This is a genomic window from Bradyrhizobium elkanii USDA 76 (assembly GCF_023278185.1).
GTDB lineage: Bacteria > Pseudomonadota > Alphaproteobacteria > Rhizobiales > Xanthobacteraceae > Bradyrhizobium > Bradyrhizobium elkanii.
Genome location: NZ_CP066356.1, coordinates 6,957,271 through 6,966,494, shown reverse-complemented (window position 1 = coordinate 6,966,494; position 9,224 = coordinate 6,957,271). Strand labels below are relative to the sequence as shown.

Annotated in this window: 13 protein-coding genes and 1 pseudogene; 10 read left to right on the top strand and 4 right to left on the bottom strand. The window is 61.1% G+C overall.

The features are described from left to right. Nucleotides 1–162: 162 nt before the first annotated feature. Complete coding sequence (locus tag JEY66_RS45520) at nucleotides 163–309, top strand: alpha-crystallin domain-containing protein (protein WP_018270253.1); 147 nt, start codon at nucleotides 163–165, stop codon at nucleotides 307–309. A 29-nt stretch (nucleotides 310–338) separates the two neighbouring features. Here JEY66_RS45520 and JEY66_RS33410 read toward each other — a convergent pair whose 3' ends face one another. The 3 genes and pseudogenes from JEY66_RS33410 to JEY66_RS45510 form a co-directional block, all read right to left on the bottom strand. Continuing rightward, complete coding sequence (locus JEY66_RS33410; RefSeq protein ID WP_157183434.1) at nucleotides 339–677, bottom strand: sensor histidine kinase; 339 nt, start codon at nucleotides 675–677, stop codon at nucleotides 339–341. A gap of 112 nt (nucleotides 678–789) precedes the next feature. After that, nucleotides 790–867 carry a hypothetical protein gene (locus JEY66_RS45515; RefSeq protein WP_373865577.1) on the bottom strand — a complete coding sequence of 26 codons (78 nt, stop codon included), beginning with the start codon at nucleotides 865–867 and terminating at the stop codon, nucleotides 790–792. Nucleotides 868–1,009: 142 nt separating this feature from the next. Continuing rightward, nucleotides 1,010–1,264 (bottom strand): annotated as a pseudogene (locus JEY66_RS45510) (DUF4118 domain-containing protein); the annotation flags it as partial. A 217-nt stretch (nucleotides 1,265–1,481) separates the two neighbouring features. Here JEY66_RS45510 and JEY66_RS33400 point away from each other — a divergent pair. From JEY66_RS33400 to JEY66_RS33370, 7 genes are all read left to right on the top strand, one after another. Next, nucleotides 1,482–2,465 (top strand): hypothetical protein, encoded by a 984-nt coding sequence (locus tag JEY66_RS33400; RefSeq protein WP_018270254.1) that lies wholly within the window; start codon nucleotides 1,482–1,484, stop codon nucleotides 2,463–2,465. Between the two features lie 10 nt (nucleotides 2,466–2,475). Continuing rightward, nucleotides 2,476–3,045, top strand: coding sequence for a hypothetical protein (locus JEY66_RS33395; RefSeq protein WP_018270255.1), 570 nt, complete (start codon nucleotides 2,476–2,478; stop codon nucleotides 3,043–3,045). After that, a complete protein-coding gene (locus tag JEY66_RS33390) occupies nucleotides 3,042–3,458 on the top strand; it encodes a phage holin family protein (RefSeq protein WP_018270256.1) in 417 nt (138 codons plus the stop codon). Before JEY66_RS33395 ends, JEY66_RS33390 begins: the two co-directional genes overlap by 4 nt. Next, nucleotides 3,455–4,165: a hypothetical protein gene (locus JEY66_RS33385; RefSeq protein ID WP_018270257.1), complete on the top strand. Its 711-nt coding sequence runs from the start codon at nucleotides 3,455–3,457 to the stop codon at nucleotides 4,163–4,165. The genes JEY66_RS33390 and JEY66_RS33385 overlap by 4 nt, the downstream gene beginning before the upstream one ends. Nucleotides 4,166–4,191: 26 nt before the next feature. Further along, nucleotides 4,192–5,112: a YihY/virulence factor BrkB family protein gene (locus JEY66_RS33380; RefSeq protein WP_018270258.1), complete on the top strand. Its 921-nt coding sequence runs from the start codon at nucleotides 4,192–4,194 to the stop codon at nucleotides 5,110–5,112. 408 nt (nucleotides 5,113–5,520) lie between these two features. Continuing rightward, on the top strand, nucleotides 5,521–5,982 hold the full coding sequence (locus JEY66_RS33375; protein ID WP_026192403.1) for a low affinity iron permease family protein: 462 nt from the start codon (nucleotides 5,521–5,523) through the stop codon (nucleotides 5,980–5,982). Then, nucleotides 5,982–6,401 (top strand): DUF1003 domain-containing protein, encoded by a 420-nt coding sequence (locus JEY66_RS33370; RefSeq protein WP_018270260.1) that lies wholly within the window; start codon nucleotides 5,982–5,984, stop codon nucleotides 6,399–6,401. Before JEY66_RS33375 ends, JEY66_RS33370 begins: the two co-directional genes overlap by 1 nt. Nucleotides 6,402–7,148: 747 nt before the next feature. Here JEY66_RS33370 and JEY66_RS33365 read toward each other — a convergent pair. After that, complete coding sequence (locus JEY66_RS33365) at nucleotides 7,149–7,661, bottom strand: YciE/YciF ferroxidase family protein (RefSeq protein ID WP_026192404.1); 513 nt, start codon at nucleotides 7,659–7,661, stop codon at nucleotides 7,149–7,151. An 835-nt stretch (nucleotides 7,662–8,496) separates the two neighbouring features. Between JEY66_RS33365 and JEY66_RS33360 the strand changes: the two genes are divergently transcribed. Together JEY66_RS33360 and JEY66_RS33355 are read left to right on the top strand one after the other, a co-directional pair. Beyond that, a complete protein-coding gene (locus JEY66_RS33360) occupies nucleotides 8,497–8,706 on the top strand; it encodes a hypothetical protein (protein ID WP_026192405.1) in 210 nt (69 codons plus the stop codon). 37 nt (nucleotides 8,707–8,743) lie between these two features. Next, the gene (locus JEY66_RS33355) at nucleotides 8,744–8,938 is read left to right on the top strand and encodes an isochorismatase family protein (RefSeq protein WP_026192406.1); all 195 of its coding nucleotides are present in this window, start codon (nucleotides 8,744–8,746) and stop codon (nucleotides 8,936–8,938) included. Nucleotides 8,939–9,224 lie beyond the last annotated feature (286 nt).

The window sequence follows — 9,224 nt, the reverse complement described above, 5'->3', positions numbered from 1 at the left end:
TTTCGATCTTGACCTCGCGGAAATGGCCAGCGGGCGGGCGAGGACAATTACCCGCCTTACAATATCGAGCGGATGACGTCCGTTACCAGATTTCGCTGACCGTGGCGGGCTTCGCGCCTGAGAACATCTCGATCACGCCGATCAGTCACCATCGAGGGCAGTATGCCTGAAAAAGGCGAGCGCCAGTTCCTCCATCGCAGCATTTCAACCCGCAATTTCAAGCGCCAATTCAGCCTTGCGGACTATGTGCAGAAGCTCGAAGCCAAGGCGGCTTCTCGCATGTTGAGAGTCGGATGCATCAGCGATTGAATTCTCCAACTTCGGGTAGGCGTTCGTGATCAGCTTTCGATGACGACCACGACTTTCACCTCGCAGCCTTGCGCCATCGGCGCCCTGGTCATGCCTCCCTGCATCTGGGCCACCATCAGATTGATCAGGCGGGTTCCCAAACCGCTCTTCGCCTCGGTGGGGCATCCGATTCCATCGTCCCTCACCGTGATCACGACCTTTTCGTTTCTCTTCCGGACTTCGACTTCCACGACGCCCGGGCGCCCCTCCGGAAACGCGTACTTGAACGCGTTTGTCACCAGCTCGTTGACGATCAAGCCGACGGATGCGGCCTGCGAGCTCTTGACGGCGATTTCGTCGCAGGACACCCGTATCGCGATCGGGCGCACTCCCCGGTGCAGATCCGAAAGGCTCCCGCACAACGCCTCAAGATAAGCGGGGAGGTCGACCGAGCTGTTGACCGGCGTGTCGCGCAGGCGGTCATGAACCTTCGCGACAACCTCAATCCGCGCCAGCGCGGATCGCCGCCTGCACGGCGGGATTAGGGTCCGATCGCGCCTGCAGACGGAGGATCGACATGATCGTCGCGAGGTCGTTCCTGGTCCGGTGCGCCAACTCCATCATGAGAACGTCCGCGTAGGCCTTTGCCTCCGAGTGCTTCTGCCGTGCGCAGGGCTTCCGTTACCCCTGCAAGACATAGCCCGCTAGCGAGAAAGATCAGGAGCGGCGCGATAGCGGCGCTCGGAGGCGGGGGGATAAAGTATCGCGCCGCGAGCGCCGCGCTCGCGCCGGTGGCGAGAACGCCTGAGCCGCGATCGAAGATGACTGAGGCCAGGAAAATGGCCGGGATGAACAGCATCAGCGGATCGGGTCTCAACTGATCGTCCAGCAGGAGCTTGGCGACAAATGCCAACCCGACAAGCCCGAGGCTCAAGAGGTACCGCACCCACAGGGGATATCTGGGCGTGACGGACATGAAGCGAAGCAGGAGCCGGTCCATGGAAAAGCAACGAACCGGCTTGTCGGCGCGTTCCTGTCGCTTGCTTCAAGCGCTTCGGCCGGGCGCGCGGACTGCTGAGCCTAAACCAAAGTGGGGTGCTCTGGGCCTGCCTCTCTTCTGCTCCTGAGGAACGATTCAACAAAGCGTGAGTTCGTCCCGAAAGAACCGACCAAAAATCCAAGAGGGTAATTCCATGACGCGATCAGTGGAGGAGCTGAGGGGGGAGTGCGAGCGAAGCCGTGCCGAGTTCGCGGCGACGGTCGATAGGTTGAGGGAACGGATATCGGATACCGCTGACGACCTCCGTCACAAGGTCTCGCCCCAACACATCAAGTCGGAAGTCTCCGATTACATCAGCAACAAGACCCAGAGCTGGGTCGAGGCGCTGAAGCAACAAGCCATGGACAATCCGATGCAGGCGGTCGCTGCGGGCACCGCGGTCGCAATCCCGCTGCTGCGCCTGGCGCGCGGTTTTCCACTACCACTTCTGATGATCGGGGCTGGCCTTGCCCTGACCTCGAAGACGGTGCGCGAGCGGGCCGCGGAAGCGGCCGCACCGGTGATGGAGAAGGCGGGAGAGATGCTGGATCAGCCCGCCGACCGAGTGGACGCGCCGAGCAGCGACATGAGAGATCGGCTGAATTCGGCTCAAAGTCAGGCCAGCGACATGGCCAGCGATGCGCAAGATGCCGCTGCCGCCCTGGCCGACGATCTTGGCAAGCGGGCGGCGCAGGCCGCCGGCACTGTCGGCGATACGCTCAAGAGCGGCATGGATGCCGTCAAGGGGAGAGCGGGCGCGGTCAAGGACGCGGCGGCCACGGCGCCTGCAAAGGCCCGGCAGGTCATCGGCGACAATGCCGCCTTGATCGCCGGTCTTGGGATCGCGATCGGCGCCATCCTTGCCGCGGCTCTTCCCGAAACAACCGCCGAAGCCAAGGCGATGGGCCCGGCGAGCGACAGCGTGAAACGGGCGGCGGGCGGGGCTGCACAATCCGGTTTCGAAGCAGCCAAGGATGCGACGATGTCGGCGGCCGACGCGGCGGCAAGAAGCGTCGGCGAGGCCGATCTCGGCGGGCACGCCAGCCGCATGACAGAAGACGTGGCCGCCAGACTCAAAGAGGCTGCCGATGACGTCGTCAGGGCGGCCTTCAGTCCTTCCCCAAACCCGAACACTTGAAAGAACGATCATGAGCGATGTGGACCTGACTAAAGAGACGAATTTCACGCAGAACCAGAATACCGGCCCTTCGCAGACCCTGAAGGACCAGATGGCCGATGCCGGCGCGGAGGTGAAGCAGCGCGCCGGCGACGCCCTCCGAGCGTCGACCGATGTCGCCAGCGACAAGTTCAAGGAAGCGGCTGACGCCGCCAAAGACGTGGCTTCCGGGACAGTGGACCAGATCGAGGACCAGGCGCGCGACAAGCAGCGGTCGGGTGCGGACTTCATGGCGCGCCTTGCCGATAACATTCGTGAAGCGGCGCGCGCCTTCGAGAGCGATGCGCCGTTTGCTGCTCGTGGCATGACTTCCGCCGCCGAATATGTCGATGACGCGGCCGATAAAGTCCGCGACGGAAGTTTTCGCGACCTGGTCGACGGCGCCACCGATTTTGCGAAGCGGCAGCCGGCCGCGTTTCTAGGGATTTCGGTCCTTGCCGGTTTCGCGGCAGTCCGTTTTCTGAGGGCGTCGGGCGGGCGTTCCTCATCTTCGAAACACCGCGAACAATCGTCATCCTCGCAGCAAAGCAACGTGTCATGAGCATCCAAAACGATATCAGGACAAGTCAGAACGATCTTAGAACCATCTCGACGCTGCTCGGCGACGCGTTGTCGCAGTTCGCCAAACTGTTCCAGAACGAGGTGGATCTCGCCAAAGCCGAGTTAGGCGAAAAGGTTCAGAAGGTCGGCAGCGCGCTGGTCTTCATCGCCGGCGGTGTCCTCCTGGTGATCCCAGCCTTGGTGATGGCGCTGTTCGCCCTATCGGCGGCGATGATCGGCGCAGGATGGTCACAGCCGCTCTCCTATTTGACGTCGGCGATCGTGGCCGCGGTGATCGCGGGTATACTGTTCGCGATCGGCATCAACCGGCTAGATGCCCGCGGTCTGGTGCCGCGGGAAACCATGCGGCAGCTCGATAAGGACAAGGATACCGTGAAAGGGATGGTGCGATGAGCAGCACGCAGACGAGTTTTTTCGATAGTCTCGTAACGGCGGTGCGGGAAAACCCGCTCGCCGCAGCACTGATCGGAGGCGGTGCGGTCTGGCTGTTGGCAGGCGACGAGAAGCTCAAGAGCGCGACGCGATCGGCGACAGCGGGGGCTTCGCCGATCGTTGATCTCGGCGCGCGCAATGTTCGCGCGGCCGCGTCCGGGCTCCAAAGGACCGCTGCGCCGCCGACCGCGCCAGAAATGGATCATGATGACGCCACGGGCTTCGGTGAAACCACACGCGAGGCCGCTAGCGCGGCTTCAGATGCCATGTCGGAAGCGGCGGACAAGATCAAGGATCGATTCGACGATGGCGTCGCCTATGCGCGCGAGAACCTCAGCATGCCCGGAAAAGAGGCTTTCACGAAAGCGCAGTCATCGTTGGCAGGCATGCTTGACCGGCAGCCGCTCGTCCTCGGTGCCGTGGGCTTGACAATCGGTGCGGCAATTGCGGGTGCGTTCCAGACTTCCGACATCGAGAACGAATGGGTGGGCGAGCTCAGCGACGATATCAAAACCGACTTGAACACGCGCGCCAGCGCCGTATCGCAAAGCCTGCGCGAAGCCTCCGATACGCTGAGCGCCGAAGTCGGCGCCGAAGCCATCGATCGGGTGAAGCAAGCTGGCATCGATGCTGCGAATGCGGCACGGGAAAAGGTGAAGTCGCCATAAGCCTGAACCGAACCGGAGAAGCTGCAATGTGGTGGACGGTCGCGAAAGAGGCGGCGACCGGTTGGTCGAGCCACAAGGATGCGCGGCAGGGCGCCGCCCTTGCATACTACTCGGTGTTTTCCTTGGGTCCTATTATCGTGATCGCGATTGCGATCGCGGGGCTGTTCTTCGGCTACGACGCCGTCACCTCACAAGTCACCTCCTCCTTGAAGGACATGCTCGGGGACACCGGAGCCAAAGCAATCGAAGCGATGCTGGCGGGAGCCAGCCGCCCCGCCGAGGGCATTCTGGCGACGGTTCTCGGCCTCGGCGCCCTTTTGTTCGCCGCGATTGGCGTCGTCGTACAGTTGAAGGACGCGCTCAACGTCGTGTGGGAGGTCGAAGAATCGGAAGAGAGCGGGATTTGGCATTTCGCCCGCAACTACGTGCTATCGTTCGCCGCCGTTTTGGCCCTCGGCTTTTTGCTGCTCGTTTCGCTCCTGGTGACCGCATGCCTGGCCGCGGCCGGCAAATTCGTAGCTCCCTACCTGCCGGAGGGCTTGCTACATGTCGTCAGTACGTTGGTGTCGTTTGCCGTCGTCACGATAATGTTCGCAATGATGTTCAAATGGCTACCGGATGTTTTGGTCGCTTGGCGCGATGTCTGGCTCGGTGCGCTCCTGACGGCTTTGTTTTTCGAAGTAGGGAAGGCTGCGATCGGCCTCTACATCGGCAAGCAAGGTCTGGAGTCGACCTACGGCGCGGCTGCCTCGATCGTCGTCGTGCTGATCTGGGTCTACTACACCTCGCAGATCATCCTGATGGGCGCGGAGATCACCCACGCCTACGCCAAGCAGCGCGGTTCGGTCAAGCCACGAGAGCGAAGCAATCGCACGAACGTGCGACCACTCTCGCAGCCGGCGCGTCAGAGAGGCGAGCAAGCACGGCGTTCCAAGAGCGCGCCCTGAGCGAAGGCAACCACACCGGGCACTTATCCGGCCGGTCGCGAGCCGAGGCCGTCGAACGTGTCAATCCGACGAGAACTTCCTGTCTGCCGGCCTCCGTGTCGAAGGGCCTGACCATAGACGCAATTGCGTGCGATATGTCTCCGGGACGGCGAAGACGCCCTGTACGTCGGGATTTGATAGCATTCCCGCGACGGGTTCGACGTCCGCCGCTCCGTTGTCGAGACGCGGCGCAGGAGATATGGCCGGATCGCTCGCAGGCCAGCGTCGGGAAGTCCGAGGCGTCACCCCGACCGAGTCAAGTCGGGAGGATCAAACAGCGGTTCCGCGGGGTAGCCTGTTGTCTTGGCCGCCTGCTGACGCCAGTGGAACTTTGCAGGTTCCGTGCCGTTGCTGTCCGGCGAGATGATCATGAGGACTAAAAAGCAATTGCAGGAACAGCAGAGCGGTCCCGCAAAGTTCTTCGGCGCCTTCGCGAGCCGGACGGCGCAAGCCGCGGGGCATGCCTCGACGTTTGCGCTCGCCGCGGCGGTCGTCATCATTTGGGCTGTGACCGGACCAGTGTTCGGCTATTCGGATACGTGGCAGCTCGTCATAAATACCGGCACGACGATCGTCACCTTCCTTATGGTTTTCCTTATCCAGAATTCGCAGAACCGCGACAGCGCTGCCATGCAGGTAAAACTCGATGAGTTGATCCGCGTCGGCGCCGCCCGAAATTCTCTGGTCGGCATTGAGCACCTGACCGATGAGGAGCTCGAACAGCTGCGCAAGACCTGCGAATCTCGCGCGAAAGCGGAGAAAGCCGGCGAGGACAGCGTCAAGGCGACGGGGCGAAGGGCCCGGCGCGCCGCCGAACGGGCGGCTGACTAGTGGAGGACGCTGCGCCATCCGATCACGCCTCGGGCGCTTCGGCACGAAATATTGAGGCGATCCTGCGAATTGAAAAGGAGGACGAGGAGCAACTCCTCCTCCATCATCGCGCGCTTCACGCCGTCGGCCGTTTCGTCGGCACGCCCTATTTCTTTGCGATCCAGTCTTGCGGCGTAGGCCTGTGGCTGTGGATTAACACGCTCGCACCGAAAGCCAGCTGGCACTTTGATGAATATCCCTTTCCGCTTCTTTCCCTCGTGCTTGCGCTTGAGGCTGTCCTTTTGACGTCCTGCGTCCTGATCCGGCAAAACATCTCGGATCGGGCTTTCGAGCGGCGCAATCACCTGGAGCTGCAGATCAACCTGCTGGCCGAGCGGGGGTCGACGCTATCAGCCCCCGCAGCGCCGCGATCAATTTAGGCGGAGCAGAAGGCTTCCTGAGAAACCGAGCCTCTTGCGGCAGCACTGGGTGCTGATCCAGCTCATCGGAAACGACCGACCACCAGCCTGATCGGCCAGCTGTCGCGGATTGCGGCCGTAATCCCTACCGTGTAAAGGCCTATCTGCGTGCGGCCACCAGCCTGTCAGCGTTGTCGCAGCAGCGGGGAGGCTCATCGAAGCAGGCGCGCTCTCCAACATTACGGGCATAGGCGATGCCATCGCCGATATGGTTGCCAAACTTTACGAGACCGGCTCGCATCCGAGCCTTGAGAAACTCCGCAAGAATGTGCCTCGATTGAAGTCCTGCTTGGGCATCGTGGGAGGCCGTCTGGACGAACAAGGATGAGGGCGCGTGGACTATTCCCAAAGGTCCGATTTTTGAAGTGAAGCTCCGCCGCAGTTAAACGCGAGTTCGCGGAAGAAACAGGTCATGTGCCGCCTAGCATTTTCATAGCACTGAGGGAGGCAAAGCAGCTCGGCGGCAAATTCGTGCATGGCTGGGCGTCGGCGAGCCGTTGGAGTGCGGTCGAGTTTCAAAGCAGCTGCTTTGAAATGGTGTGGCGCCACGGACGGCTGCAGCGCTTTGCAGAGTTCGACCGTGTCGCATGGTTGGGCGTCGAAGAGGCGTGGGTGAAAATCCTGAGGGGGCAGGCGATCTTTCTGGATCGCCTGCTAGAAACCTGTCAAAAGTGGCGTCGTTCAAGCTGGAGTCGCGCTTGGCATCAGTCAGGCGTCTTCCTCTTCGTTCTCGGCTTCAACGTTGACAACTGACTTGGCGATGCCCGTCAGGGTCTTGTCAGTCTTCTTTTCTTCGGTCAGGGTCTCTTCAAGTAGCTGGACCGCTTCATCGTAGCCCAGCTCTTCAGCCCATGTGGACAGTGTGCCATACCGCGAAATCTCATAGTGCTCGACGGCCTGGGCGGCTGCGACAAGACCGGCATCGAGCGCGGGCATTCCCTTAAAGTCCTTCATGATCTCGGAGCCTTCTTCGGCGATGCCGTTGATGGCGGCGCAGGTTTTGCCGCGCGCGGGCTTGCCGATGATCTTGAATACGCGGTCGAGCCGCTTAACCTGGGCTCTCGTCTCGCGCTCATGCTGCGTGAACGCCGCCTTGAGGTCGGGCGACTGCGCCGCCTTGGCCATCTTCGGAAGGGTTTTGAGGATTTTGTTTTCAGCGAAATAAATGTCCTTTAGCGTCTCGTGGAAAAGGTCTTCCAGCTTCTTCGGCTTCCTAGCCATGCGGTGCTCCTCATAAGTGGCGCACAACAACAATTGGCAGGGAACCCGGTTCCAATTAGGACCATAGCGGACCCTCGGCCGAGCGCGCGTCATGCGTTACGGAGTCGGAAGCAAGAAGGCCACTGGGAGGGGCTTCTGGCGGTACTGACTGCTTGGCCGATTTGGTTGCCAGCTGCAGGAACAACGATTTCGAGGTTGGGTTGGTCTGACGTCATTCACAAACCTGAGGAGGAAATTATGGGTTTCGGCAAAGGAGCGCTTCTCTGGCTGATTGGCATACCGCTTCCGATCATCATTCTTCTTGCAATCTTCATGCATCACTGAGGTGCGAATGTCTGGTTTGCCTCAGAAGCTCTGCTCGGGCTGCAGTAAGATGAACATGCTGGGTCCGATAAACGGCATTTTCCGATCAAGCATTTTCAGCTAGGTGCAGAACATTCGCGGAAAGCGATAGAAAAGATCAGCCGAAGGCGCGCGGTATGCTCGCGATCTCAGGAGCGGGGCCCGCGCGCTTTCTTTTGGGTGCGATGCTTCTGAGTTCAAGAACTGCACCTTCCGCGCGCTCATCTTCTCGCATGCCAAGACAAACGAATGGCGCATTTCGCCGGAGCCGTCCATTCGGGAACGTCGTCATGCTAACCCGGGTCGGTCGCCTTGCTAGCGCCGTCAGGTTTGGCCGGGACCGCTCCGATAGCCCGCGTCGATATTCTTGCTAAAATCTATCACGCCACGTCCACCTGCTGCCGGGCTCGGCGAGTTTCTGGCGACAACCCTCGAGCACGCAGGAACTAATGGGTCTCGCTCTGTTGGAGCTGGCTTTCCGGGATTTAAGACAATGGCGAAGGACGATGAACTTCGGTACGGGCCGCCCGGTGAGAGCGAGGTTCATATCTGCGTCGATATGCAGCGAATGCTCGCTGAAGCCACCGACTGGAAGATGCCGTGGCTCCCGCGAGTTCTCCCGAATATCCTCGCCGTCACAGCTGCCCATCCCGAGAGAAGCTTGTTCACTCCTTTCATTCCGGCCGGCAAGCCGGGCCAATGAGCGGGTATGTGGCGGCACGACTCCGAACGGTGGGGCGATGACAATCGACAGCATCGGGCCAGAGGTGGTGGGATTAGTCCCCGACCTCGCGAAGTTTGCTCCCCCGGCCTGCACTTTCGACAAACACGTTTATTCGCCGTGGAAAGGCAGCGATCTTCATCAGCAGCTATGCAGCGATGGCATCGATACGGTCATCATTGCCGGCGGAGAGACGGATATCAGCGCCAATTAAGCTGAGGTGCATGCCCCGTCGCGGCCGGGCGCAACGATGGAGCGCATGATCGCAGCCATGGCCCGGAGCGGACCGCGGTGTTCTGCTGAATGACCCTCTTAAGGCCGGTCGCCTCAAGGTCGGCCTAAGGCCATGCCGGGCCGACCTTCCCGAAGTCGTCAGCGCGCGACCGGGAAGACGGTCTGACCAGGCAAAGAGACCATCGAGGGTGTCCAACGGGACCAGGGCATAACGCAACTCCACGCAAAACCAAGAGCCAAGTTTGGCTTGGGTACGTCAAGTCGAG

What these genes read in the sequence shown, in the direction of transcription:
- JEY66_RS45520 (WP_018270253.1), top strand. Translation starts at nt 163, where the DNA reads ATGCCTGAAAAAGGCGAGCGCCAGTTCCTCCATCGCAGCATTTCAACC.
- JEY66_RS45515 (WP_373865577.1), bottom strand. Translation starts at nt 867, where the DNA reads ATGTCGATCCTCCGTCTGCAGGCGCGATCGGACCCTAATCCCGCCGTG.
- JEY66_RS33400 (WP_018270254.1), top strand. Translation starts at nt 1,482, where the DNA reads ATGACGCGATCAGTGGAGGAGCTGAGGGGGGAGTGCGAGCGAAGCCGT.
- JEY66_RS33395 (WP_018270255.1), top strand. Translation starts at nt 2,476, where the DNA reads ATGAGCGATGTGGACCTGACTAAAGAGACGAATTTCACGCAGAACCAG.
- JEY66_RS33390 (WP_018270256.1), top strand. Translation starts at nt 3,042, where the DNA reads ATGAGCATCCAAAACGATATCAGGACAAGTCAGAACGATCTTAGAACC.
- JEY66_RS33385 (WP_018270257.1), top strand. Translation starts at nt 3,455, where the DNA reads ATGAGCAGCACGCAGACGAGTTTTTTCGATAGTCTCGTAACGGCGGTG.
- JEY66_RS33380 (WP_018270258.1), top strand. Translation starts at nt 4,192, where the DNA reads ATGTGGTGGACGGTCGCGAAAGAGGCGGCGACCGGTTGGTCGAGCCAC.
- JEY66_RS33375 (WP_026192403.1), top strand. Translation starts at nt 5,521, where the DNA reads ATGAGGACTAAAAAGCAATTGCAGGAACAGCAGAGCGGTCCCGCAAAG.
- JEY66_RS33365 (WP_026192404.1), bottom strand. Translation starts at nt 7,661, where the DNA reads ATGGCTAGGAAGCCGAAGAAGCTGGAAGACCTTTTCCACGAGACGCTA.
- JEY66_RS33360 (WP_026192405.1), top strand. Translation starts at nt 8,497, where the DNA reads ATGGCGAAGGACGATGAACTTCGGTACGGGCCGCCCGGTGAGAGCGAG.
- JEY66_RS33355 (WP_026192406.1), top strand. Translation starts at nt 8,744, where the DNA reads ATGACAATCGACAGCATCGGGCCAGAGGTGGTGGGATTAGTCCCCGAC.